The sequence below is a fragment of the Cytobacillus citreus genome, from assembly GCF_018343665.1.
Taxonomy (GTDB): Bacteria; Bacillota; Bacilli; order Bacillales; family Cytobacillaceae; genus Cytobacillus; species Cytobacillus citreus.
This window is the reverse complement of sequence record NZ_JAGYPM010000011.1, coordinates 38,186-63,774: the sequence shown is the minus strand read 5'-3', so window position 1 is coordinate 63,774 and position 25,589 is coordinate 38,186. Positions and strand designations below refer to the sequence as shown.

25 protein-coding genes, 1 rRNA gene and 2 other annotated features are annotated in these 25,589 nt (G+C 39.5%); all 26 genes read left to right on the top strand.

Going from position 1 to position 25,589, the window contains the following annotated elements; translation table 11 throughout:
- Window positions 1–2 precede the first annotated feature (2 nt).
- Window positions 3–119 (top strand): 5S ribosomal RNA (rrf, locus tag KHA94_RS25235).
- 639 nt (window positions 120–758) lie between these two features.
- Window positions 759–1,220: a CtsR family transcriptional regulator gene (locus KHA94_RS25230; protein ID WP_213104817.1), complete on the top strand. Its 462-nt coding sequence runs from the start codon at window positions 759–761 to the stop codon at window positions 1,218–1,220.
- Between the two features lie 28 nt (window positions 1,221–1,248).
- Window positions 1,249–1,797 (top strand): protein-arginine kinase activator protein McsA, encoded by a 549-nt coding sequence (locus tag KHA94_RS25225; RefSeq protein WP_213104816.1) that lies wholly within the window; start codon window positions 1,249–1,251, stop codon window positions 1,795–1,797.
- 2 nt (window positions 1,798–1,799) lie between these two features.
- On the top strand, window positions 1,800–2,879 hold the full coding sequence (locus KHA94_RS25220) for a protein-arginine kinase McsB (protein WP_213104815.1): 1,080 nt from the start codon (window positions 1,800–1,802) through the stop codon (window positions 2,877–2,879).
- A 4-nt stretch (window positions 2,880–2,883) separates the two neighbouring features.
- A complete protein-coding gene (clpC, locus tag KHA94_RS25215) occupies window positions 2,884–5,337 on the top strand; it encodes an ATP-dependent protease ATP-binding subunit ClpC (RefSeq protein WP_213104814.1) in 2,454 nt (817 codons plus the stop codon).
- A 107-nt stretch (window positions 5,338–5,444) separates the two neighbouring features.
- Entirely contained in the window at window positions 5,445–6,824 is a 1,380-nt protein-coding gene (gene radA / locus KHA94_RS25210; RefSeq protein ID WP_213104822.1) for a DNA repair protein RadA, read from the top strand.
- 3 nt (window positions 6,825–6,827) lie between these two features.
- Window positions 6,828–7,901 (top strand): DNA integrity scanning diadenylate cyclase DisA, encoded by a 1,074-nt coding sequence (gene disA, locus KHA94_RS25205; protein WP_213104813.1) that lies wholly within the window; start codon window positions 6,828–6,830, stop codon window positions 7,899–7,901.
- Window positions 7,902–8,107: 206 nt separating this feature from the next.
- Complete coding sequence (locus KHA94_RS25200) at window positions 8,108–9,190, top strand: PIN/TRAM domain-containing protein (protein ID WP_213104812.1); 1,083 nt, start codon at window positions 8,108–8,110, stop codon at window positions 9,188–9,190.
- Between the two features lie 41 nt (window positions 9,191–9,231).
- Complete coding sequence (gene ispD, locus KHA94_RS25195) at window positions 9,232–9,918, top strand: 2-C-methyl-D-erythritol 4-phosphate cytidylyltransferase (RefSeq protein ID WP_213104811.1); 687 nt, start codon at window positions 9,232–9,234, stop codon at window positions 9,916–9,918.
- A gap of 28 nt (window positions 9,919–9,946) precedes the next feature.
- A complete protein-coding gene (ispF, locus tag KHA94_RS25190; RefSeq protein WP_213104810.1) occupies window positions 9,947–10,426 on the top strand; it encodes a 2-C-methyl-D-erythritol 2,4-cyclodiphosphate synthase in 480 nt (159 codons plus the stop codon).
- Window positions 10,427–10,503: 77 nt separating this feature from the next.
- Window positions 10,504–11,961 (top strand): glutamate--tRNA ligase, encoded by a 1,458-nt coding sequence (gene gltX / locus KHA94_RS25185; protein WP_213104809.1) that lies wholly within the window; start codon window positions 10,504–10,506, stop codon window positions 11,959–11,961.
- A 42-nt stretch (window positions 11,962–12,003) separates the two neighbouring features.
- Window positions 12,004–12,273: a binding site (T-box leader), on the top strand.
- Window positions 12,274–12,484: 211 nt separating this feature from the next.
- Window positions 12,485–13,153 (top strand): serine O-acetyltransferase, encoded by a 669-nt coding sequence (gene cysE, locus KHA94_RS25180; protein WP_249365748.1) that lies wholly within the window; start codon window positions 12,485–12,487, stop codon window positions 13,151–13,153.
- On the top strand, window positions 13,134–14,537 hold the full coding sequence (gene cysS / locus KHA94_RS25175) for a cysteine--tRNA ligase (RefSeq protein WP_213104808.1): 1,404 nt from the start codon (window positions 13,134–13,136) through the stop codon (window positions 14,535–14,537). Before cysE ends, cysS begins: the two co-directional genes overlap by 20 nt.
- A 3-nt stretch (window positions 14,538–14,540) precedes the next feature.
- The gene (locus tag KHA94_RS25170; RefSeq protein ID WP_213104807.1) at window positions 14,541–14,966 is read left to right on the top strand and encodes a Mini-ribonuclease 3; all 426 of its coding nucleotides are present in this window, start codon (window positions 14,541–14,543) and stop codon (window positions 14,964–14,966) included.
- Window positions 14,963–15,706, top strand: coding sequence for a 23S rRNA (guanosine(2251)-2'-O)-methyltransferase RlmB (rlmB, locus tag KHA94_RS25165; RefSeq protein ID WP_213104806.1), 744 nt, complete (start codon window positions 14,963–14,965; stop codon window positions 15,704–15,706). Before KHA94_RS25170 ends, rlmB begins: the two co-directional genes overlap by 4 nt.
- Before the next feature lie 2 nt (window positions 15,707–15,708).
- Window positions 15,709–16,218 carry an NYN domain-containing protein gene (locus tag KHA94_RS25160; RefSeq protein ID WP_213104805.1) on the top strand — a complete coding sequence of 170 codons (510 nt, stop codon included), beginning with the start codon at window positions 15,709–15,711 and terminating at the stop codon, window positions 16,216–16,218.
- A 4-nt stretch (window positions 16,219–16,222) separates the two neighbouring features.
- A complete protein-coding gene (gene sigH, locus KHA94_RS25155; protein ID WP_275950941.1) occupies window positions 16,223–16,945 on the top strand; it encodes an RNA polymerase sporulation sigma factor SigH in 723 nt (240 codons plus the stop codon).
- Window positions 16,946–17,056: 111 nt separating this feature from the next.
- The gene (rpmG, locus tag KHA94_RS25150; protein WP_213104803.1) at window positions 17,057–17,200 is read left to right on the top strand and encodes a 50S ribosomal protein L33; all 144 of its coding nucleotides are present in this window, start codon (window positions 17,057–17,059) and stop codon (window positions 17,198–17,200) included.
- Window positions 17,201–17,254: 54 nt separating this feature from the next.
- Window positions 17,255–17,437: a preprotein translocase subunit SecE gene (gene secE / locus KHA94_RS25145; protein WP_213104802.1), complete on the top strand. Its 183-nt coding sequence runs from the start codon at window positions 17,255–17,257 to the stop codon at window positions 17,435–17,437.
- Window positions 17,438–17,563: 126 nt separating this feature from the next.
- On the top strand, window positions 17,564–18,097 hold the full coding sequence (nusG, locus tag KHA94_RS25140; RefSeq protein WP_213104801.1) for a transcription termination/antitermination protein NusG: 534 nt from the start codon (window positions 17,564–17,566) through the stop codon (window positions 18,095–18,097).
- A 311-nt stretch (window positions 18,098–18,408) separates the two neighbouring features.
- Window positions 18,409–18,834, top strand: coding sequence for a 50S ribosomal protein L11 (gene rplK / locus KHA94_RS25135; protein WP_057776525.1), 426 nt, complete (start codon window positions 18,409–18,411; stop codon window positions 18,832–18,834).
- Between the two features lie 275 nt (window positions 18,835–19,109).
- Window positions 19,110–19,808 carry a 50S ribosomal protein L1 gene (gene rplA / locus KHA94_RS25130; RefSeq protein WP_213104800.1) on the top strand — a complete coding sequence of 233 codons (699 nt, stop codon included), beginning with the start codon at window positions 19,110–19,112 and terminating at the stop codon, window positions 19,806–19,808.
- A gap of 67 nt (window positions 19,809–19,875) precedes the next feature.
- Window positions 19,876–20,017: a sequence feature (ribosomal protein L10 leader region), on the top strand.
- Between the two features lie 32 nt (window positions 20,018–20,049).
- Window positions 20,050–20,550, top strand: coding sequence for a 50S ribosomal protein L10 (rplJ, locus tag KHA94_RS25125; protein WP_213104799.1), 501 nt, complete (start codon window positions 20,050–20,052; stop codon window positions 20,548–20,550).
- A gap of 57 nt (window positions 20,551–20,607) precedes the next feature.
- Window positions 20,608–20,973: a 50S ribosomal protein L7/L12 gene (gene rplL / locus KHA94_RS25120; protein ID WP_213104798.1), complete on the top strand. Its 366-nt coding sequence runs from the start codon at window positions 20,608–20,610 to the stop codon at window positions 20,971–20,973.
- A 114-nt stretch (window positions 20,974–21,087) separates the two neighbouring features.
- Window positions 21,088–21,690 (top strand): class I SAM-dependent methyltransferase, encoded by a 603-nt coding sequence (locus KHA94_RS25115; protein ID WP_213104797.1) that lies wholly within the window; start codon window positions 21,088–21,090, stop codon window positions 21,688–21,690.
- Between the two features lie 243 nt (window positions 21,691–21,933).
- Complete coding sequence (rpoB, locus tag KHA94_RS25110) at window positions 21,934–25,494, top strand: DNA-directed RNA polymerase subunit beta (protein WP_213104796.1); 3,561 nt, start codon at window positions 21,934–21,936, stop codon at window positions 25,492–25,494.
- Window positions 25,495–25,589: the final 95 nt, after the last annotated feature.

The following is a 25,589-nucleotide window of genomic DNA, read 5'->3' as shown; positions in this document are numbered from 1 at the left end:
AGTTTGGTGGCGATAGCGAGAAGGTCACACCCGTTCCCATCCCGAACACGGAAGTTAAGCTTCTCAGCGCCAATGGTAGTTAGGGGCTGTCCCCTTGTGAGAGTAGGACGTCGCCAAGCGAAATGAAGAACAGCTAAATGAGGCTGTTCTTTTTTATTGTATAGGAAATTATAATTTTCTCTATCTGTTGATAACTTGAGATATAGGTTATCTTCGTTCAGCTCCAGCGCCTACCTCCGACGTACAGGACGTACTAGTGTCGACAATGCGACAGGACAAGGAAAGCATCGTCAGCGATACATCGCACGACCAAAAGGGATCTTTTGGGAGGACGTCGCGTTTTTGTCGACCCCGAGGTCACAAGCTTGTCTAGTTACGGCTCCTAGGGATCGGCTTATGCTTGTCGGAGGTGAGCACTAAGGAAAGCTTCTTTGAATATTCATCGCAGGAACAATTTGTCCTTTAATTGTTCCGAAGGCGCTTGCGCATTTGTTCTGTTCATGGAAGAAGGGTGTGACGCACGGAGTGTACTGAGAACGAGTATACTTCGTGTTTTTTTAATTATGTTCTTTGATTTTTATTTGAGACTGCTTACAGCCTGGATATTAATCCCTCAATAAGTTTAGTAAAAAATAATTCACATGTTTGGGAATGAAAAAATGGGGAAAAATTATTAGTACCTGTTCATTGCACGAGAATGCGTAGTTATGTATAATTTAAGTCAAATATAGTCAAAGTCAGATTGAGGGGGAGGAATATTGAGAAATATCTCAGATATTATAGAAGATTATTTGAAAAGAGTTTTAGAAATGAGTGAGCGAGAAATTGTTGAAATAAAAAGGAGTGAAATTGCAGATAAATTTCAATGTGTCCCGTCCCAGATAAACTACGTAATTAATACAAGATTTACAATAGAAAAAGGGTATGCCGTAGAAAGTAAACGTGGCGGCGGCGGATATATAAGAATTATGAAAGTGCAATCATATGACCACGCTCATTTAATTGATCAATTATTAACTTTAATACAAAGTCGCATAGCTCAGAGTAGTGCAGAGGATGTAATTATAAGACTTGTCGAAGAGGAGATCATTACAAAAAGGGAAGCGAAAATAATGCTTAGCGTTATCGATCGTTCGGTCCTGTATATTGATCTTCCATATAGAGATGAACTGCGTGCAAGAATGTTAAAGGCCATGTTAACGACTTTAAAATATAAATAGAAAAACGGTAGCTGGAGAGGGTGAAAACATGATTTGCCAAGAATGTAATCAAAGGCCGGCAGCGCTTCATTTCACGAAAATATTGAATGGTGAGAAGGCAGAATTTCATTTATGTGATAAATGTGCCCAAGAAAAAGGCGATATGTTCATGCTTGGTGGTGCACCGGGTTTTTCAATTCATAATTTGTTAGCGGGTTTGCTGAATATTGAACCAACCTTCCAAAAGACGAAGCAAGATCCATTCCAGCAGGAAGAAATATTGCAATGTGTTAAATGCTCTATGACCTTCCAACAATTCATTAAGGTAGGAAGATTCGGCTGTGCTCATTGTTATCAAGCTTTTGAAGAACAGCTTATACCAATTTTAAAAAGACTGCATAGTGGAAATTCAGCCCATAATGGAAAAATACCAACTAGGATTGGCGGAAGCATCCACTTAAGAAAGAATATTGAGGAATTGAAGCAAAAGCTTAAAGAGTCCATCGCGAAAGAGGAATTTGAAAGAGCTGCAGAAATTAGAGACGAAATTCGCTTACTTGATAGCAAATTAAAGGCGAAGGATGAGGGGGGAGAGTAAGCTTGTCGCTAGAACGCTTCATCAATCAAGCTGTCAGCTCCTGGATGAGTGCTGATGGCCCTGATTCAGATATCATATTAAGTTCAAGAATCCGGTTAGCTCGGAATATAAAACAATACAAGTTTCCTACCCTATTTACGAATGACGAAGCCAAGTCGGTCATTCATATGATAAAGAAAAAGGTAGAGGAAAAATCATTTTCAACGCTTGGAAATTTAGAGTTATTACTGATGGATGAGCTTCAGCCGCTCCAAAAAAGGGTTCTAATGGAAAAGCATCTTATCAGTCCGCATCTTGCAGAGAATTCTTCACATGGTGCTTGCGTTCTTTCAGAAAATGAAGAATTAAGCATTATGATAAATGAAGAGGACCATATTAGAATCCAATGTTTATTTCCAGGCTTTCAATTGTCTGAGGCACTAAATATCGCAAATGAAATCGATGATTGGCTTGAAAAAGAAATTGACTATGCCTTTGATGAAAAGGTTGGCTACCTAACAAGCTGCCCGACAAATGTTGGTACTGGGTTAAGGGCCTCTGTCATGGTACATTTGCCTGGCCTTGTTTTAACTCAACAAATGAATCGGATCATTCCAGCGATTAATCAACTTGGCTTAGTTGTTAGAGGAATTTACGGTGAAGGCAGCGAAGCATTAGGGAACATCTTTCAAGTATCAAATCAAATCACTCTTGGAAAGTCAGAAAAGGATATAGTAGAGGATCTAAAGAGTGTTGTAAGCCAACTTATTTCTCAGGAAAGATCAGCCCGGGAAGCATTAGCTAAAACTTCCAACATACAATTAGAAGACAGAGTCTTCCGCTCTTATGGGATATTATCAAACTGCCGAATTATTGAATCAAAAGAAGCAGCTAGATGTTTATCAGATGTTCGGCTTGGGATTGATATGCAGTATCTTAAAAATATTTCCAAGAACATTTTAAATGAATTAATGATCCTGACGCAGCCGGGATTTTTACAACAGTATGCAGGGGGGCCACTAAGACCTCATGAACGGGATATTCGGCGAGCGTCATTAATAAGAGAAAGAATGAAAATGGAAAACGAAGAGATTGGAGGATGAGAACATGATGTTCGGTCGATTTACTGAGAGAGCACAAAAGGTATTAGCTTTAGCCCAAGAAGAGGCTATTCGTTTAGGTCATAATAATATTGGAACAGAGCATATTTTGCTTGGCCTTGTACGTGAAGGAGAAGGAATTGCAGCAAAGGCTTTATACGCATTGGGTCTAGGTTCAGAGAAAATACAAAAGGAAGTAGAAAACTTAATTGGTAAGGGTCAAGATGCATCACAGACAATTCATTACACCCCTAGAGCCAAAAAAGTAATCGAACTGTCGATGGATGAGGCGCGAAAACTAGGTCATTCTTATGTGGGAACAGAGCATATTCTTCTCGGTCTCATTCGCGAAGGAGAGGGTGTTGCTGCTAGGGTACTTAATAATCTAGGAGTTAGCCTTAATAAAGCTCGTCAACAAGTTTTACAGCTATTAGGCAGCAATGAATCAAGCGGACATCAGGGAGGTTCTTCTGCAAATGCAAATACGCCTACGTTAGATGGATTGGCAAGAGACTTAACGGCGATTGCCCGGGAAGGAAGTCTTGACCCTGTTATCGGGAGGAGTAAGGAAATTCAGCGTGTTATCGAAGTTTTAAGTCGCCGAACAAAAAATAATCCTGTGTTAATTGGGGAGCCTGGAGTTGGTAAGACGGCGATTGCAGAAGGATTAGCCCAGCAAATTATTAATAATGAAGTTCCTGAGACTCTTCGTGATAAAAGAGTAATGACTCTTGATATGGGAACGGTTGTAGCCGGAACCAAATATCGTGGAGAATTTGAGGACCGCCTAAAGAAAGTAATGGATGAAATTAGGCAAGCAGGAAACATCATTTTATTCATTGATGAGCTTCATACTTTAATTGGGGCAGGTGGAGCTGAAGGAGCGATTGATGCTTCAAATATTTTAAAACCTTCCCTTGCCCGTGGGGAACTGCAGTGTATTGGGGCTACGACTCTTGATGAATATCGGAAATATATCGAAAAAGATGCAGCATTAGAAAGACGTTTTCAACCGATTACAGTCGATGAGCCAACAGCTGAAGAGTCTGTACAAATATTGCAAGGGCTTCGTGATCGCTATGAGGCACATCATCGTGTAACGATTACAGACGAAGCGATTGATGCAGCTGTAAAATTGTCTGATCGTTATATTTCTGATCGTTTTCTTCCAGATAAAGCAATTGATTTAATTGATGAGGCAGGATCTAAAGTAAGACTTCGTTCATATACCACTCCTCCAAATTTAAAGGAATTAGAATTAAAGCTAGAAGATGTACGAAAAGAAAAAGATGCTGCCGTTCAAAGCCAAGAGTTTGAAAAAGCTGCCTCTTTAAGAGATACGGAACAGCGGCTTCGTGAACAACTGGAAGAGACAAAGAAATCATGGAAAGAAAAGCAAGGAAAAGAAAACAGTGAAGTAACCGTTGATGATATTGCAAGTGTTGTATCAAGCTGGACTGGGATTCCAGTTTCAAAATTAGCTCAAACTGAAACGCAAAAGCTTCTAAACTTAGAAGAAATTTTGCACTCAAGAGTCATTGGTCAGGAAGAAGCAGTTAAGGCTATTTCGAAAGCAGTTCGCCGTGCGCGCGCGGGATTAAAGGATCCAAAACGGCCAATCGGATCATTTGTCTTCCTTGGCCCAACAGGAGTAGGAAAAACAGAGCTTGCCCGTGCATTAGCTGAAGCGATGTTCGGTGATGAGGATGCCATGATTCGAATTGATATGTCCGAGTATATGGAGAAGCATTCAACATCAAGACTAGTAGGCTCACCTCCGGGCTATGTTGGGTATGAAGAAGGCGGACAACTAACGGAAAAGGTACGCAGAAAGCCTTATTCTGTCGTCCTTTTAGATGAAATCGAAAAAGCGCATCCAGATGTCTTCAACATTCTTTTACAAGTGCTAGAGGATGGGCGCTTAACGGATTCAAAGGGAAGAACGGTAGATTTTCGCAACACAGTTTTAATCATGACATCCAACGTAGGGGCAGAAGCCTTAAAACGAAATAAATATGTTGGTTTTAACATTCAGGATGGAGAACAAGATTATAAGGATATGAAAGGAAAGGTAATGGAGGAGCTGAAAAAATCATTCCGACCAGAATTCCTTAACCGTATTGATGAAATTATTGTTTTCCATGCATTAGAGAAGAAGCATCTTGCAGAAATTGTGACGCTTATGTCTGATCAATTAACAAAACGATTAAAAGAGCAAGACATTAACCTTGAGTTGACAGTAGCGGCGAAGGAAAAAATTGCAGTTGAAGGCTATGATCCTGAATACGGTGCTAGACCAATTCGCAGAGCTATTCAAAAGCATATAGAGGACCGTTTATCTGAAGAATTGTTAAAAGGAACCGTTTTAAATGGCCAGAATGTTGTCATTGATGTTCGTGATGGAGAGTTTGTTGTCGAAACAGCAAAAGGGAAAGCGGCAGCCACTTTGCAGAAATCTTAATAAATCATGGATGCTCAAGTACGATGCAAGAGGGTACACGTAAAGGGACGTGTGCCTTCTTTGTAATTTTTACCCAAATAAAAAAAGTAGAAGAGGAAGAACCGGATATGGCCAAAAGGAAAACAAAATTTATGTGTCAGGAATGTGGGTATGAGTCTCCAAAGTGGATGGGGAAATGTCCTGGCTGTGGTGAATGGAACAAAATGGTTGAGGAAGTGGAAAAATCAGCAACAACAAGAAGGGGGGCATTTGCTCATTCACAAGGAGCGACTATTCTCTCGAAAGCTACACCGATTACGACGGTAGAGACAGTGAGCGAACCTCGTATTTATACCGACTTGAATGAACTAAACCGTGTTCTTGGAGGAGGCGTGGTCAGGGGGTCATTAGTACTGATTGGTGGTGACCCAGGGATAGGAAAGTCAACATTGCTTTTGCAGGTTTCATCCCAATTGGCTAATAAAAATCATTCCGTTTTATATATATCTGGTGAAGAATCACTTAGGCAGACGAAATTGCGAGCTGATCGACTAGGCGTTTCATCTGAGAATTTATTGGTTTATTCGGAAACGAGTCTAGAGGAGATAAGTCGGACAATCGACAGCGTCAATCCGAGCTTCGTAATTATTGACTCCATTCAGACGATTTTTCACCCAGAGGTAACCTCGGCTCCAGGAAGTGTTTCTCAAGTAAGAGAATGTACAGCAGAATTAATGAGAATTGGAAAAACAAAAGGAATTGCAATTTTTATAGTAGGGCATGTTACAAAGGAAGGTTCGATTGCTGGTCCAAGATTATTAGAGCATATGGTTGATACAGTTCTATACTTCGAGGGAGAGCGGCATCATACATACCGAATATTGCGTGCGGTAAAAAATCGATTTGGGTCTACAAACGAGATGGGAATTTTTGAAATGAAGGAGTTTGGTTTAGAAGAAGTGGAGAACCCTTCAGAAATTTTCCTTGAGGAACGCTCACAGGGAGCAGCTGGATCAACGGTTGTAGCTTCTATGGAAGGGACTCGACCGGTTCTTGTGGAAATTCAGGCTCTAATATCACCGACAAGCTTCGGAAATCCGAGAAGAATGGCTACCGGAATTGATCATAATCGTGTTCCGCTTTTAATGGCTGTGCTTGAAAAGCGGGTGGGGATGCTTTTGCAGAACCAGGATGCTTATTTAAAGGTAGCTGGGGGAGTAAAGTTAGATGAGCCAGCGATTGATTTAGCTATTGCAGTCAGCATTGCTTCAAGCTTTCGCGATAAACCGACGAGACCGACAGATTGTATAATTGGGGAAGTAGGTTTAACAGGAGAGGTTAGAAGGGTATCAAGAATAGAGCAGCGTGTTCAGGAAGCGGCAAAACTAGGTTTTGAAAGGGTTATTTTACCGGCAAATAACCTTGGGGGCTGGACTGGTCCAAAAGGAATTGAGTTGATTGGAGTAGGTTCTGTTAGTGAGGCTTTAAAAGTGACGTTAGGAGGGTGAAGAATGGAAAATAAGAAGCTTGGTGAAAAAACGATGAGTGACATCCTTCAATTTATGGCTCCTGGTACGCCTATTCGTGAAGGAATTGATAATGTGCTTCGAGCGAATACAGGGGGATTGATTGTTCTTGGAAGCAAGGATAAAATCACCCATATCGTTGATGGAGGCTTTCAAATTAATGCCTCTTTCTCACCAAGCTATTTATATGAGTTAGCCAAAATGGATGGAGCCATCGTGTTAAATCAAGAAGGGAATAAAATTTTGATCGCGAATGCTCAATTGGCTCCAGATCCCAGTATTCCGTCTACAGAAACGGGCATGCGTCACAGAACAGCTGAGCGGGTCGCCAAGCAAACGGGAGAGCTGGTCATCGCGATTTCCCAAAGGCGAAATGTCATCACTTTGTATAAAGGTCATTTTCGTTATGCGCTTAAAGATATTTCCGTTATTTTGACAAAAGCGAATGTAGCTTTACAGACGCTTGAAAAATATAAAGTAGTCTTAGAGGAAGATATTTCAAACTTTAGTGTTTTGGAATTCGAGGAGCTAGTCACCTATTGTGATATTTTAACTGTGTTTCATAGTGTGGAAATGGTCTTGAGAATAAAGAATGAGCTGCTCTCCTATTTAAGTGAACTAGGTATAGAAGGAAGGCTTATCCGTTTGCAAATGAATGAGCTATTACAAGATGTTGAAAAAGAAGTAGAACTAATCATCAAGGATTATGCTTATTCAAAAAATATAAGCACAGGTGACATGTTTGAAAAATTACAAGAAATGTCTGTCGGGAAGATACTGGAAGACACCGTTATTTTAAAGCTTATTGGATACAATGGCTATGTTCACACAGATGAATATAGATGTCCAAGAGGATATCGGATGCTATCCAAAATTCCGAGATTACCCATGATTATTATTGAAAATTTAATTGCTCGGTTCGAGGAATTGCCGGCAATTGTTGCAGCTTCCGTCGAGGAATTGGATGATGTAGAAGGAATTGGAGAAGTGCGGGCAAGAAAAATAAAGGATGGATTAAAACTGATAAAAAAACAGCATTTAGCTGATCGACCGCTATAAGTGACCGTTGAACTATATATGGCATTATGATAAAATATTCGTTTGTTTGTTATATTTGACACTGGATTACCAATGGTGCTACCCTTAGGTTGTAGTAAAATTTTTTTTGGTATCTATATTTAAAGAAAATTTTTATCATAGAAAAATGTGTTTTTCATGTTTCAATTTGTGAAATTTGTTAATAATGATTAAAAGGAGGTGAGGGAATGTTAAAACGTATCGTTCAAGCATGCTTCCTGATCATTGGGATAACGCTTGGGATATTTTTAATTCCTTATTTATTTGCACTAGTATCATTAGAAAGCATTTCTATAATAAATAATCCTTATATGGCCGCCATTATTGGTGCAATTATTTTTTATCTTATTTCTTTTTGGGCGGTTGATTATGTTGTAAATTTTATTAAATGGGTAGAGGAATCTCTCGTAAAGGCTCCTATTACCGATATTATTTTTGGTAGCGTAGGCTTAGTTTTCGGGTTATTGATTGCGTTTTTAATTGGCTATGCCTTGAATGCGATTGAAGTTCCTGTTTTAAATACAGTAGCTCCAATTGTGCTAACGTTATTATTTGGTTATTTAGGGTTTCAAGTTGGCTTTAAGAAGCGGGATGAGCTTCTTACATTATTTGCAAACAAAAAGAAAAAGAATACGGAAGAAGAGCCAGAAGCAACTCCGAAAAATGTATTGAAATTATTGGATACAAGTGTCATTATTGATGGCAGGATTGCGGATATTTGCCAAACTGGATTTCTTGAAGGAACGATCGTCATTCCTCAGTTTGTTCTGGAAGAATTACAGCATATTGCGGATTCTTCAGATGTGTTAAAGCGTAACAGAGGACGAAGAGGATTAGATATTTTGAACCGGATTCAGAAGGAGCTTTCAATCAAAGTAGAAATCTATGAAGGTGACTTTGAAGAGATTCAGGAAGTGGATAGTAAGCTGGTGAAGCTTGCGAAAATTTCCAATGGCGTAGTTGTAACGAATGATTTTAACTTAAATAAAGTTTGTGAATTTCAGGGCGTATCTGTTTTAAATATTAATGATCTAGCTAATGCTGTTAAACCGGTAGTTCTTCCTGGGGAAGAAATGAAGGTACAGGTTATTAAGGATGGGAAGGAACAAAATCAGGGGATCGCTTATTTGGATGACGGCACGATGATTGTTGTTGAAGATGGCCGCGATTATATCGGAAAGTATATTGATGTCCTTGTTACAAGTGTTCTGCAAACCTCCGCTGGACGAATGATCTTTGCAAAACCGAAGCTGCTCGAAAAAGCTTTATAAAAAGGGTTCAACTCACTTTTAAGAATAGGGGTTTGTTTCGAATGGCTTATCGAGTCATTATTCCTGCAGCAGGCCAGGGAAAAAGAATGGGTGCAGGAAAGAATAAAATATTATTAGAGCTTAATCAATTGCCTATTATTATTCATACATTAAGAGTTTTCGAAATGGATGAGGACTGTGAAGGGATTATTCTTGCAGTTAATCCTCAAGATGAAGATGAGATGAAGTCACTCCTTGATAAACATCAAATCACAAAGGTGACTTCTTTCGTTTCGGGTGGAAAGGAAAGGCAGCATAGTATTTACAATGCCTTAAAACAAGTGGGACAGGAAGGTATTATTCTTGTTCATGATGCTGCAAGGCCGTTTCTTGATAAGAATCTTCTTCGTTCACTGATCGAAGCAGCAAAGACGAGCGGGGCTGCCATATTAGGAGTGCCTGTAAAAGATACGGTAAAAAAAGCTACCGGAAATTTCGTTGCTGAAACGGTCGAACGTACCAGCTTGTGGGCGGTTCAAACCCCACAGGCTTTTCGTTTTTCTATTCTTTTTGAGGCTTATCGAAAAGCGGAGGAGGATAATTTTCTCGGAACCGATGATGCTAGTTTAGTCGAGCGTCTTGGCAAGGATGTTGTCATTGTTGAAGGAAGCTATGACAATATCAAGCTAACAACTCCAGAGGACTTATATTTTGCAGAAGCCATTATTCGTAAAAGGATAGAGCAATAATATTATTTTTTATAAAGGGGATTATACGATGTTTCGAATTGGACAAGGCTTTGATGTGCATCAATTAACAGAAGGGCGTCCGTTAATCATTGGCGGGATAGAAATTCCGTATGAAAAAGGCTTAATAGGCCACTCCGATGCGGATGTATTATTGCATACAGTTGCGGACGCATGTCTAGGTGCAATCGGTGAGGGAGATATCGGCAGGCATTTTCCAGATACAGACCCGGAATTTAAAGATGCGGATTCTGCAAAATTATTAGAGAATGTCTGGCAGCTTGTAAAAGATAAAGGGTATGAGCTTGTGAATGCTGATTGCACCATTATTGCTCAAAAACCAAAAATGGCTCCATATATTGGGCAAATGAGAGAAAGAATTGCCCAATTGCTAGAAACAGAAAAAGAAAACATCAATGTAAAAGCGACTACCACAGAGAAGCTTGGTTTTACCGGCAGAGGAGAAGGAATTGCTTCACAAGTGGCCGTTTTATTGAAGAAAAAGGACTAATGATGGAAGTTCCAGTTTAAAGCAAAGATTCACGGTGATAAAATGAATTGAGAAGAACTTCGAGGAGGAAACAGGTAATGTCAAACGATATTCGTGTACGCTACGCCCCTAGTCCAACTGGACATTTACATATCGGTAATGCACGTACAGCATTATTCAACTATTTATTTGCTAGAAGTCAAGGTGGGAAATTTATTATTCGTATTGAAGACACGGACAAAAAGCGTAATATTGAAGGTGGAGAAGAAAGCCAGCTAAAGTATTTAACATGGCTTGGTATTGATTGGGACGAAAGTGTTGATAAGGACGGCGGCTTCGGCCCTTACCGCCAATCAGAACGAAATGACATTTATGAAAAATATTATCATGAGCTGCTTGAAAAGGGCCATGCATACAAATGCTATTGTACGGAAGAAGAGCTAGAAGCTGGACGTGAAGCTCAAACAGCTAAAGGAGAGACACCGACTTATTCCGGCAAGTGTCGCCATCTAACTCCGGAAGAACGAGCAAAGCTTGAAGCTGAAGGAAGACAGCCGAGCATTCGTTTTATGGTTCCAAAAGGCAAAGTATTTACATTTGATGATATGGTGAAAGGGAATGTTTCCTTCGAATCAGATGGAATTGGCGATCATGTGATTGTGAAAAAGGATGGTATACCAACCTATAATTTTGCTGTGACCGTTGATGATTATTTAATGCAAATTTCCCATGTATTAAGAGGGGATGACCACATCTCTAATACACCGAAGCAATTAATGATTTATGAAGCATTTGGCTGGAAAGCGCCTATTTTTGGGCATATGACATTAATTGTGAATGAAAGCCGCAAAAAATTAAGTAAGCGTGATGAGTCGATTATCCAATTTATTGAGCAATATGAAGAACTTGGCTATTTGCCTGAAGCCCTTTTCAACTTTATTGCCCTGTTAGGCTGGTCCCCATCAGGAGAGGAAGAAATTTTCTCGAAGGATGAATTTATAAACATTTTCGATGCGAATCGTTTATCGAAATCGCCTGCTCTATTTGATAAGCAAAAGCTGACTTGGATGAACAATCAGTACATGAAGAAGCTTGATATCGATAAGCTTGTGAAGATCTCTCTGCCTCACCTTGTTAAGGCTGGCAGAGTTAACGAAAATATGGATGCAATGGAAGTTCAATGGGTAACAAGCCTCATTGCTTTATATCAAGAAAAAATGAGCTATGGTGCTGAAATCGTAGAGCTATCAGACATATTCTTTAGTGAAAAAACAACTATGGATGAAGAGGCGAAAGCTGTTATTGAGGAAGAGCAAGTTCCAGAAGTGCTATCGGCTTTTTTACATGAAATTGATAGCTTGAACGAGTTTAAAGCAGATGAAATTAAGGCAGCTATGAAAGCTGTGCAAAAGGCAACTGGCCATAAAGGGAAGAAGCTCTTTATGCCAATTCGTGTAGCGATAACTGGACAAACTCATGGTCCAGACCTTCCACAAGCGATTGAGCTTTTAGGAAAGGATAAAATAAAAAATCGCTTAATGAGTATTTTGGGTTAACATCTTGCTAAAAATGTAATATAGTAATAAGTAATTCCATAATTGAAAGTGTAGAAGAGGAAAAGTAAGAGCATGATGCTTTTTAGAGAGAACCATCACCGGCTGAAAGTGGTTTAAGCCTCTCGTTGTTCTGAAGTGCCCCTCTGAGCCTCGTTTCGAACGGATGGAGAAAGGAAACAATTTGCACGTATTAGTGCTAATTGCTTGATCCTTTGCTAGTAGAAATGAGCGGAACTAATCCGTTAACAAGTAAAAGTTGAGACTCTTTTAAGGGTCTAAACAGAGTGGAACCGCGTGCTAAGCGTCTCTGTCTATTATTGACAGGGACGCTTTTTTATATTGTTAGGAGACTTGGCACTTCGCTTTCATTTTTCTAAGTTAGGAAATAATAATTTCCCGGAAAATACTATTTAAAAAAACCAATTTTAGCTATGAGAAAAGCTTAACTTCATTATCGATACGAAGAAAATTTTTTGGTAAAAAGAACCATTGGATATTCAATTTGTAAGGAGGGGATGGAATAATGTTTAAAAGGCTTAAAGAAGATATTGAGGTCGTGTTTGAACAGGATCCTGCTGCAAGAAGTTATTTAGAAGTAATATTAACTTATTCAGGCTTGCACGCCATTTGGGCACATCGAATTGCCCATGCACTGTTTAAAAGAAAGCTATTTTTTCTTGCAAGAGTCATCTCACAAATTAGCCGTTTTTTCACAGGAATTGAAATCCACCCCGGTGCAAAAATCGGCAGGCGCTTTTTCATCGATCATGGAATGGGAGTCGTAATTGGGGAGACTTGTGAAATAGGTGATAATGTGACCGTTTTTCAGGGAGTGACATTAGGAGGAACCGGTAAGGAAAAAGGAAAGCGTCATCCAACAATTAAAGACAATGCTCTAATTGCTACAGGCGCAAAGGTACTTGGATCCATCACCATTGGAGAAAATTCAAAAATTGGAGCAGGCTCTGTCGTACTTCATGAAGTGCCTCCTAATGCAACTGTTGTTGGCATCCCAGGTAAAGTGAAAATTCAAGATGGGGTTAGAATAAGAAAGGATTTAAATCACTGCGACCTGCCAGACCCTATTGCAGAGCGATTTAAAGAGCTGGAAAGTGAAATAGCTAAATTAAGCATTGAAATAGAGAGCTTAAGAAAAGAAAGGAGTATGGTTAATGGCCATTCAAATTTATAATACATTAACGAGGAAAAAAGAACCTTTTATCCCTTTAGAAGAAGGGGAGGTAAAAATGTATGTGTGCGGTCCGACTGTTTATAATTATATTCATATAGGAAATGCAAGGCCGCCGATTGTTTTTGATACAGTAAGAAGGTATTTTGAATATAGAGGCTATGATGTTAAGTATATTTCCAATTTTACTGATGTGGATGATAAATTAATACGCGTGGCAAATGAGCTAGGGGAAGAGGTTCCAGTGATCGCGGATCGCTTTATTGATGCTTATTTTGCTGATGTTTCCGCCCTTGGATGCAAACGTGCTGATGATCATCCAAGAGTAACCGAGAACATGGATATTATTATAGAGTTTATTGAGGCCTTAATTGAAAAAGGATATGCATACGAATCTGAAGGAGATGTCTACTACCATACCCGTAAATTTAAAGAGTATGGGAAGCTTTCTCATCAATCTGTTGATGATCTGCGGTTAGGTGCCCGTATTGCAGTAGGAGAAAAAAAGGAGGACGATCTCGATTTTGCTCTATGGAAGGCAGCAAAAGAAGGAGAAATTTATTGGGACAGTCCATGGGGGAAAGGAAGACCAGGCTGGCATATTGAATGCTCCGCGATGGCAAAAAAATATTTAGGTGAGACAATTGATATTCACGCTGGCGGACAGGACCTAGCCTTTCCTCACCACGAGAATGAAATCGCACAATCAGAAGCTGTTAACGGCAAAACATTTTCCCGATATTGGATGCATAATGGCTATATCAATATCGATAATGAAAAAATGTCTAAATCGCTTGGCAACTTTGTGCTTGTCCATGACATTATTAAAAAGCATGATCCACAGGTTCTGCGATTCTTTATGCTATCTGTTCATTATCGCAATCCAATTAACTATAGTGAGGAATTATTGGAAAATACGCGTGCTGGATTAGAGAGAATTACAACATCCTATCAAAACTTAAAGCATCGTCAAGAATCAAGTGCTGATTTAACTGATAATAACGAAGAATGGCTAGGGAAAATTTCTGCCTTTCATGAAGAATTTGTTAAGGAGATGGATGACGACTTCAATACGGCAAATGGCATTTCCGTCCTCTTTGAGCTTTCAAAATTGGCGAATTATTATGTAATGGAGAAAAACACCTCCGTACAAGTCATTGAGGCGTTTACAAAGGAATTTGAGGATCTTTTCCAAGTGCTAGGGCTTTCTCTAGATGTTCAGAAAGAGGATTTACTGGATGAGGAGATTGAGCGATTAATTGAGGGCCGTATTCAAGCACGAAAGGATCGAAACTTCCAATTGGCCGACCAAATCCGTGATCAACTGAAAGATATGAACATCATTCTTGAAGATACACCTCAAGGAATTAGATGGAAAAGAGGATAAGCAATGCTTCATTATGATCAAAAAATCGATGAGAAACAACTAAACAGCCTTGCCCTTGCTTACATGGGCGACGCTGTTTTTGAAATCTATGTCCGCAGACACCTTATCCAATGCGGAAAGGTTAGGCCTAATCAATTGCATAGGGAAGCAACCCATTATGTATCAGCTAAAGCTCAATCAGCCATTATTCACCAAATGTTAGATTCTGATTGGTTGACAGAAGAAGAAATAGCTGTTGTCAAAAGGGGAAGAAATGCAAAATCAGGCACTGTTCCAAAAAATACAGACGTTCAAACCTATCGATATGGCACTGCGTTCGAATCGCTGATAGGCTATTTATACTTATCAGGTAATGAGGAGCGGCTTGAAAAAATAATTGTGGCTGCTTTTCAAATGGTTGAACAAAAGAAAGGAGACACAATAAAATGAGCCAAGATTTTATTATGGGAAAAAACCCTGTCATTGAAGCGCTTAAATCAGGACGGGATATTAATAAAATTTTTATTGCAGAAGGATCCCAAAGCGGACAAATGCAGCAGGTTATCGGGCTTGCGAAAGCCTCGAATGTATTCGTTCAATTTGTTCCAAAGAAAAAATTAGATCAGATGGCAGAAGGGAATCATCAAGGTGTGGTGGCTCAAGTTGCAGCCTATCAATATGCTGAAATAGATGATTTATTTCATGCTGCAGAAAAGAAAAATGAAGCGCCCTTCTTCTTGTTATTGGATGAAATTGAGGACCCTCACAACCTAGGTTCGATCATGAGAACGGCAGATGCGGTAGGTGCTCATGGAATCATCATCCCGAAGAGGAGAGCAGTAGGATTGACTGCTACTGTCGCAAAGGCTTCAACGGGTGCGATAGAACATATTCCGGTTGTTCGAGTGACAAATATGGCAAGAACGATAGATGAGTTAAAGGAGAAAGGCGTCTGGATCGCAGGGACAGATGCAAAAGGCAGTGAGGATTATCGCCGCTTTGATGGAAGCTTGCCGCTGGGGTTAGTTATTGGCAGTGAAGGCAAGGGGATGGGGCGGTTGATTCGGGATAAATGTGATTTCCTCATCCATTTGCCAATGGCGGGTCATGTCACTTCATTGAATGCATCCGTTGCAGCTGCTCTTTTAATGTATGAGATTTATCGGAAACGACATCCTCTAGAGGGATAAAAATGGACATCCTACTTGTCGACGGTTATAACGTAATCGGTGCTTGGCCAGAATTGAGAGAGCTGAAGAAAAAGGATTTATCAGCAGCTAGAGACCGATTAATAGAAAAGATGGCAGAGTATCAAGGATATTCTGGATATAGAGTGATTGTCGTATTTGACGCTCATTTTGTGAAGGGAACCGAAAAAAAATATAAAGATTCCAAGGTTGAAGTGATTTTTACACGAACAAATGAAACGGCTGATGAACGAATTGAAAAGCTGGCCATTAGCTTAAATAATAGAAAAACTCAAATTCATGTAGCGACCTCCGACTATACAGAGCAATGGGCTATATTTGGCCAGGGGGCTTTACGAAAGTCATCAAGAGAATTATTAAATGAAATGAATTCAATTGAAAATCGAATAGAGAAAAAAGTAAAAAAAATTCAAGCAAATCAGCCCTTCTCAAAGATTCCAATTAGCGGAGAAATGGCAGAAATTTTCGAAAAATGGCGCAGAGGGGATCAATGAATGGTTGACGCTGGAAAAAAGCCTACTGTATAATATTTCTATCTATGCTTGTGCGGTCGGGGGGATCTTAGTGGATACTGACTTGAAAACAATCGACGAGAATAATTTAGAGTATTTGCAGCTTGAGGATGAAGAACTGATTGATTTAGTGCACAAAGGTGAGAGTGAAGCGTTAGATTATTTAATTCATAAGTACCGTAATTTTGTGCGTGCCAAAGCCAGATCTTACTTTTTAATTGGTGCAGACAAGGAAGATATCGTTCAAGAAGGAATGATTGGTTTATATAAGGCCATTCGTGATTTTAAAGAGGACAAGCTATCTTCATTTAAAGCGTTTGCAGAGCTGTGCATAACGAGACAAATTATCACAGCTATTAAAACCGCAACAAGGCAAAAGCATATCCCGTTAAATTCATACGTGTCTTTGGACAAGCCGATCTATGATGAAGAGTCAGATCGGACATTAATGGATGTGATTTCGGGTGCTAAGGTAATGGATCCTGAAGAACTAATTATTAATCAAGAAGAGTTCGATCTCATTGAAGTAAAAATGTCTGAGCTTCTAAGTGATCTTGAACGAAAAGTACTCTCCCTCTATTTAGATGGCCAATCCTATCAAGAAATTTCCGAAGAACTGAATCGTCATGTCAAGTCCATTGATAATGCTCTGCAAAGAGTCAAGCGAAAGCTTGAAAGGTATTTAGAGGTCCGCGAAATTTCTTTATAAGTCGTATTCTGATCATCTAACACTCTTTCTTTCAGCTTTCACTGTTATTGACATCATTTATCGTCCGTGATAAAGTTTTAAGGACGTAGAAGTCTTTTAGTAGGTGAAGCAATGAGAAAAAAAGTTGTACTAGCTTGCGAAGAATGCGGTTCTAGAAATTATTCAACAATCAGTAATAAGGATACCGATCGTTTAGAGCTTAAGAAGTATTGTAAAACATGCAGTAATCATACAATCCATCGTGAAACAAAGTAATTATAGTTATTTATATATTATGGGTATATCTCTTGGGAGTTGGGAGGTTGCAGTATGCAACGCATCTTGAATTTTTTTCGCGATGTAGCACGTGAAATGAGAAAGGTCAGCTGGCCGAAACGCAAAGAGCTGACTAGCTACACAATAACAGTTCTAGCAACTGTAGCTTTTTTTGCTGTGTTTTTTGCAGTGGTTGATTTTGGTATTTCTAAATTGATTCGTGTTATTCTTGAATAACCCCTATAAGTCCATGGTATAATGGAGAATAACACAGGAAACATTTGCAAAGCCCGGAAACGGGTTTTTTATTTGGTTAAAATTATTTAATTATACAGGGAGGGAAGGACAAACGAGTCCTCTTGAATGGAAAAGAATTGGTATGTTGTTCATACGTACTCTGGTTACGAAAATAAAGTAAAGGCAAACCTGGAGAAGCGCGTAGAGTCTATGGCGATGCAAGATAAGATTTTCCGTGTCATCGTGCCGGAAGAAGAAGAAACAGATTTCAAAAACGGTAAAAAGAAAGTTGTGAAACGTAAAGTTTTCCCTGGATATGTTCTAGTTGAAATTGTCATGACAGATGATTCATGGTATGTTGTTCGAAATACGCCAGGCGTTACAGGCTTTGTTGGATCTGCTGGCTCTGGTTCCAAACCGACTCCATTATTACCCGAAGAGGTCAATGTTATTTTGAAACGGATGGGTGTTGAAGAAAAACGAGTCGACATTAAATTTGAATTAGGGGAAATGGTGCAGGTAAAAGAAGGACCATTTGCTAACTTCACAGGTTCTATTGAAGATATTGATAAAGACAAAGCGAAGATCAAGGTTCTTGTTAATATGTTTGGCCGGGATACGCCAGTTGAACTTGATTTTTCACAAATTGAAAAACTATAAGTCGAAAAGCGGAGAGCTCTTGCTCACTAAGGAACGCAGACTGAGAGTTCTGTGTTCTTTGTCGACTTCGACATTAGTAAATCCTATATGTCTGAGCAAGACAATTCATTAACTTTTAAAAGTTACCCTTTCTATTTTTTGAAAAAAACTTGAAATTGACTTTAAAAAGTGATAATATTTCATAGGTCAGTATGTCTCAGAAACTGAGACCGGACAATTGTTGTGTTCTTTATCTTTATATAAAGACTATAAGTTGAGTGGGAGGGGAAATCCCCTATTACCACATCACGGACTTTAAGGAGGTGTGTCTCGTGGCTAAAAAAGTAATCAAACTTGTAAAGTTACAAATCCCTGCAGGTAAAGCAAACCCTGCGCCACCAGTTGGACCGGCACTAGGTCAAGCAGGTGTTAATATCATGGGATTCTGTAAGGAATTTAACGCACGTACAGCTGAACAAGCTGGCCTAATCATTCCTGTTGAAATTACGGTTTTTGAAGACCGTTCATTTACATTTATTACGAAAACTCCGCCTGCTGCTGTGCTTCTTAAGAAAGCAGCTGGAATCGAGTCTGGTTCTGGTGAGCCAAACCGTAATAAAGTAGCAACAGTCAAGCGTGACAAGGTACGCGAGATTGCTGAAACAAAAATGCCTGACCTTAACGCTGCAAGCGTAGAAGCTGCAATGTTAATGGTTGAAGGTACTGCACGCAGCATGGGTATCGTTATCGAAGACTAATCGCGTGTTTCAAGAGTAGGTTGTTGATTTAGGTTGCGTTGCTGAATTTGGTTTCACGCGCAACCTTTATTGCGTCTAGCTCTGACTTTAGTAAATGTATGAAAAATAAAAAACTCTTACAAGATTTAATGTCAAGAATCTAGTAGGAATTGAGAAATCAGTTAAATGCCTGGCTTCCATTTTCTAATCTTTGAATTCTGACATCTGAAAAACGTTAGCGTTTTTCTTACGTGGGAGGTTATTCCGTTAAAACCACAATCAAGGAGGAAATAATAATGGCTAAAAAAGGTAAGAAGTATGTAGAAGCGGCTAAGCTTGTAGACAGTATGAAGGCTTACCCAATTACAGAAGCGATTGAACTTGCTAAGAAAACAAACTTCACTAAATTTGATGCAACTGTAGAAGTGGCTTTCCGTTTAGGGATTGATCCTAAAAAAGCTGACCAAAATATCCGTGGAGCAGTAGTGCTTCCAAATGGAACTGGTAAAACTCAACGTGTTCTTGTGTTCGCGAAGGGTGAAAAAGCGAAGGAAGCAGAAGCTGCTGGTGCAGATTTTGTAGGCGATGCAGACTACATCAACAAAATCAACCAAGGCTGGTTCGATTTTGATGTAATCGTTGCAACACCTGATATGATGGGTGAAGTTGGTAAGCTTGGTCGTGTATTAGGACCAAAAGGCTTAATGCCAAACCCAAAAACAGGCACAGTTACATTCGATGTTGAAAAAGCTGTAAATGAAATCAAAGCTGGTAAAGTGGAATACCGTACTGATAAAGCTGGTAATATCCATGTTCCTATCGGTAAGGTTTCATTTGAAAACGAAAAGCTAATCGAAAACTTCAATACAATTTTCGATACAATGCTTAAAGTTAAGCCTGCTGCTGCGAAAGGTACTTACATGAAGAACGTTTCTGTTACTTCAACTATGGGACCTGGCGTAAAAGTAGATCCATCAACTGTTACTGCTAAGTAATAATTGGTAACATCATTAAAAGATTGACATACAAAAATACATCTAGTATTATGTATTTTGTTGTTAAAATATAATACCATTTGTACCGTAGACAGCAGGTGCTCTATGCTTAATATCCTGCCGAGGTCATACGATAGATTATTTGATTTAATCACTATTGTATACTCCCTCCACGTCTACTGCTGATGTGGAGGTTTTTATTTGTCGGTATAAATGCAAAAATTCTATAGGAGGTGTAAAGATGAGCAGCGTTATCGAACAAAAGAAACAAATCGTAGAAGAAATTGCTGATAAGTTTAAAGCAAGCGCATCAACGGTTGTTGTTGATTATCGTGGTCTAACTGTTGCGGAAGTTACTGAACTTCGTAAACAGCTTCGTGAAGCTGGTGTTGAATTCAAAGTATACAAAAATACTTTAACACGCCGTGCTGCAGAGGCTGCTGAACTTTCTGGTTTAAACGAATTCTTAACTGGTCCAAATGCGATCGCATTCAGTACAGAAGACGTAGTTGCTCCAGCAAAAATCATTAATGATTTTGCGAAAAAGCATGATGCACTTGAAATTAAAGCTGGTGTAATCGAAGGAACTATTGCAACAGTAGAAGATGTTAAGGCTCTTGCAGAACTACCATCTCGCGAAGGTTTACTATCTATGCTACTCAGCGTTCTTCAAGCACCTATCCGCAACCTTGCTCTTGCTGCAAAAGCTGTTGCAGACCAAAAAGAAGAACAAGGCGCGTAAGTTGATCTTAAGCTTTAACCATTAATTTTAAACCAAATATAAGGAGGAAACTTTAAAATGACTAAAGAACAAATCATTGAAGCAGTTAAAAATATGACTGTTTTAGAATTAAACGACTTAGTAAAAGCTATTGAAGAAGAATTTGGTGTAACTGCTGCAGCTCCTGTAGCTGTTATGGGTGGAGCTGCTGCTGGTGGCGCTGCTGAAGAAAAAACTGACTTTGATGTAATCCTTACTTCTGCAGGCGATCAAAAAATTAAAGTTATCAAAGTTGTTCGTGAAATCACTGGTCTTGGACTTAAAGAAGCAAAAGAACTTGTTGACAACACTCCAAAACCAGTTAAAGAAGGCGCTTCTAAAGAAGAAGCTGAAGAAATCAAAGCTAAACTTGAAGAAGTTGGAGCTGGCGTTGAAGTTAAGTAATATAGATATAAAAAAGCTCGCTATTTAGCGAGCTTTTTTTAAAAGAATAAGAAAGCGATTTTTATTACCTCTCTTTATTTCTACAATTGATTCTCCGCTGGAGGTGACTTTTTCATGTCAGAACATTACTATTCCAAAACACAAAGTACGGATAGCAATCCAAAGTATTGGAGTTTTACTCTTAATAATCATGTGTTTCGCTTTAAAACGGATAATGGTGTATTCTCAAAAAGTGAAGTGGATTTTGGATCAAGATTAATCATAGATATGTTTAAACAGCCAGAGATAGAGGGGGATATCCTTGACGTTGGCTGTGGATACGGTCCAATTGGACTTTCAACAGCTAAGCTTTTGAATAGCAGGTTAGTTCACATGGTTGATGTCAATTCTCGAGCATTAGGTCTTGCGAAAGAAAATGCAGAGTTAAATAATATCAAAAATGTATGTATTTATGAAAGTGATCGTTTGGAGAATGTGAAGAGTGATAAGTTTGCTGCTATTTTGACGAATCCACCAATTCGTGCTGGGAAAAAAGTTGTCCATGATATTTTCGAGCAGAGCTACAATAAATTATTGCCTGGCGGCGCCCTCTGGGTAGTTATTCAAAAAAAGCAAGGGGCACCTTCTGCTATTGAAAAGCTAACGGAGTTATTTGGTGAGGTAGAGACAGTCGAAAAGAAAAAAGGCTACTATATTTTAAGAGCAAAAAAAGATTGACTTGACTTTTTTATTATGTTAACGTTATATAATGCCAACATAATATTTTCCGTTTAATTCCTAAAATGCACAATTGTTGTATAAAATTGGTCTTGATGGGAAATAATGACAAAATAATAGTCGTAATGTGAAAATGTGGTTTTTGACTTAAAAACCCTTTTTCTTTTTGTCTTATGATAGGACTGTTTGTCCTATTTGAGAATATATTTGCAATAAAAACGCTTGATTTGAGGGGTGAATCAGTTGATAGGTCAACTTGTTCAGTATGGACGACACCGCCAACGTAGGAGTTACGCACGAATCAGTGAAGTTTTAGAATTACCAAATCTAATCGAAATCCAAACCTCTTCTTATCAATGGTTTCTTGATGAGGGTTTACGTGAAATGTTCCAGGACATTTCTCCGATTGAAGACTTTACTGGTAATTTGTCGCTTGAATTTATTGATTACAGCCTTGGCGAACCAAAGTATTCCGTTGAGGAATCGAAAGAACGAGATGTTACATATTCTGCACCATTGCGTGTGAAAGTGCGTCTTGTAAACAAAGAAACAGGCGAAGTTAAAGACCAGGATGTCTTTATGGGTGACTTCCCGCTTATGACAGAAACAGGTACATTTGTAATTAATGGAGCGGAACGTGTCATTGTTTCGCAATTAGTGCGCTCACCAAGTGTATACTTTAGTGGAAAACTAGATAAAAACGGGAAAAAAGGCTTTACAGCAACTGTAATCCCGAACCGCGGCGCTTGGCTTGAGTATGAAACAGATGCCAAGGATGTCGTTTACGTTAGAATAGATCGTACTCGGAAACTGCCCGTTACGGTTCTTTTGCGTGCCCTTGGATTCGGCTCTGATCAAGAAATCATTGATTTGATTGGAGATAATGAATACATCCGCAACACGTTAGAAAAAGATAATACAGAAGGCACAGAAAAGGCTCTATTAGAAATTTATGAGCGCCTTCGTCCAGGAGAGCCTCCTACAGTAGAAAATGCAAAAAGCTTATTAATTTCAAGATTTTTTGATCCTAAGCGTTATGACTTAGCGAATGTTGGTCGATACAAAATTAATAAAAAGCTCCATATTAAAAATAGATTATTCGGACAACGACTTGCTGAAACGCTTGTTGATCCGGAAACAGGCGAGATTATCGCTGAAAAAGGGGCTACCCTTGATCGCCGCACATTAGACCGTATTCTTCCAAAATTAGAGGAGAATATCGGTTTCAAGACGATTAGTCCTTATGGCGGGGTAGTGGAAGAGGATACAACTCTTCAATCAATCAAAATTTATGCTCCAAACGAAGATGGGGAAAAGGCTATTAATGTAATTGGAAATGCTTATGTTGAAGAAGCGGTGAAGAATATTTCACCTTCGGATATTATTGCTTCGATCAGTTACTTCTTTAACCTGCTTCATTCAGTTGGAGATACAGATGATATCGACCATTTAGGAAATAGACGTTTGCGCTCTGTTGGTGAGCTTTTGCAGAACCAATTCCGTATCGGTCTATCAAGAATGGAACGTGTTGTACGAGAAAGAATGTCAATTCAAGATACAAACACGATTACGCCGCAACAACTAATTAATATTCGACCTGTTATTGCGTCAATTAAAGAGTTTTTCGGAAGCTCGCAGTTATCTCAATTTATGGATCAAACGAATCCTCTTGCGGAATTAACGCATAAACGCCGTTTATCTGCATTAGGACCAGGTGGTTTAACACGTGAACGAGCAGGGTTTGAAGTGCGTGACGTTCACTATTCCCACTATGGCCGTATGTGTCCAATTGAAACGCCAGAGGGACCGAACATTGGATTAATTAACTCTTTATCTTCATTTGCGAAAGTTAACCGATTCGGGTTCATTGAAACACCGTACCGTCGTGTTGACCCTGAGACAGGAAAAGTAACAGACCGTATTGATTACTTAACTGCTGATGAAGAGGATAACTATGTAGTGGCTCAGGCAAACGTGCTTCTTAGCGATGATGGTTCCTTCCTTGAAGAGGAAGTAGTTGCTCGTTTCAAGGGTGAAAACACAGTTGTCGCACGTGATCGTGTCGATTACATGGACGTTTCGCCGAAGCAAGTTGTCTCTGCAGCAACTGCATGTATCCCGTTCCTTGAGAATGACGACTCCAACCGTGCCCTAATGGGAGCAAACATGCAGCGTCAAGCTGTACCATTAATGCAGCCAGAAGCACCAAGAGTTGGAACAGGGATGGAATATGTGTCAGGTAAAGACTCTGGTGCAGCAGTCATTTGTAAGCATGAGGGAATTGTTGAACACGTTGAAGCCCGTGAAGTATGGGTTCGTAGAATCGTTAATGTAGATGGCCAAGAAGTTAAAGGCGATCTTGATAAATACAGAATGCTCAAGTTCATCCGTTCTAATCAGGGAACTTGTTACAACCAACGTCCAATTGTTGATGTCGGCAACCGTGTAACGAAGGGTGAGATTCTTGCTGATGGCCCTTCTATGGAACTTGGAGAATTAGCCCTTGGCCGTAATGTTCTAGTTGCCTTCATGACATGGGATGGCTACAACTATGAAGATGCGATCATCATGAGCGAACGCCTTGTTAAAGATGATGTATATACGTCTATTCATATTGAAGAATATGAGTCTGAATCACGTGATACAAAGCTTGGACCAGAAGAAATCACTAGAGACATTCCTAACGTTGGGGAAGATGCACTTCGCAACCTTGATGAACGTGGAATCATCCGTACGGGTGCTGAAGTAAAGGATGGCGATCTTTTAGTTGGTAAAGTAACGCCTAAAGGTGTAACAGAACTAACAGCAGAAGAAAGATTATTACATGCAATCTTTGGCGAAAAGGCGCGTGAAGTCCGTGATACTTCTCTCCGTGTTCCTCATGGAGGCGGCGGTATTGTTCTTGATGTGAAAGTATTCAATCGAGAAGATGGCGATGAACTCCCGCCTGGAGTAAATCAGCTTGTACGTGTCTATATTGTTCAAAAGCGTAAAATCTCTGAAGGCGATAAGATGGCCGGACGACATGGTAATAAAGGGGTTATTTCTCGTATTTTACCAGAGGAAGATATGCCATATATGCCAGATGGCACACCTGTTGATATCATGTTAAACCCACTAGGTGTTCCATCACGTATGAATATCGGACAGGTGCTTGAGCTTCACCTTGGTATGGCGGCAAGATCACTTGGTATTCATGTTGCTTCCCCTGTTTTCGATGGTGCGACTGAGGAAGATGTTTGGTCAACGATTGAAGAAGCAGGTATGGCTAGAGACGCGAAGACGGTTCTTTATGACGGCAGATCTGGAGAACCATTTGACAACCGTATATCAGTCGGTGTCATGTATATGATTAAGCTTGCACACATGGTTGATGATAAGCTTCATGCACGTTCTACAGGTCCTTACTCACTTGTTACACAGCAGCCGTTGGGCGGTAAAGCTCAATTCGGTGGACAGCGTTTCGGGGAGATGGAAGTGTGGGCGCTTGAAGCATATGGAGCTGCCTATACTTTACAGGAAATTTTAACTGTTAAATCTGACGATGTAGTTGGACGTGTGAAAACATATGAATCAATCGTCAAAGGTGAAAATGTTCCAGAACCGGGTGTACCTGAATCATTTAAAGTATTAATTAAAGAACTTCAGAGCTTAGGAATGGATGTCAAGATTTTATCAGGCGATGAAGAAGAAATTGAGATGCGTGATACTGAGGATGACGAAGACTTGCAGCAGGCTGAGTCTTTCGCGATTGCTCCTGAACCACAAAACTCAGAAGCTGAAGAAGTAGTTACGAAAGAATAGATTTTATTAATTATATTAATGTTTTTCCTCTGTTCTGTTGCCTCCGTTTTTAATTATTTTTAGCGGAGGCAGCTAGAACGAGTGAATTTCGCACC